The sequence below is a fragment of the Erwinia sp. B116 genome (genome assembly GCF_002865965.1).
Taxonomy (GTDB): domain Bacteria; phylum Pseudomonadota; class Gammaproteobacteria; order Enterobacterales; family Enterobacteriaceae; genus Erwinia.
Genome location: NZ_JRZZ01000027.1, coordinates 18,397 through 18,642 on the forward strand (window position 1 = coordinate 18,397; position 246 = coordinate 18,642).

Below are 246 nucleotides of genomic sequence, written 5' to 3' on the forward strand. Positions count from 1 at the left end.
GGTGGATGTCTCACCCGCCTTCAGCGCCGTATCGCTCAGCTGGATGGTGGCGGTTGGCAGCTGCGTGTCGATGGCGAAGTTGTCCGAGGACACCAGGCCCTGGCCGATATTGCCTGCGGCATCACGAACGTACGTCTGGTTCAGGACGATCAGGTTAGTCGCATCGGTCACGTCGGCGTTCGGCGTGTAGGTGCCGGTCCAGGTCACGCCGCCGTCTGTGGTGATCAGCTCGGACAGGGTGCCGTT

The 246-nt window shown here is 63.4% G+C and carries 1 protein-coding gene; it reads right to left on the reverse strand.

Annotation, left to right across the window (positions count from 1 at the left end):
* Window positions 1–246: Ig-like domain-containing protein (locus NV64_RS16530; RefSeq protein WP_199177684.1), on the reverse strand; the 246-nt coding region annotated here is incomplete at both ends.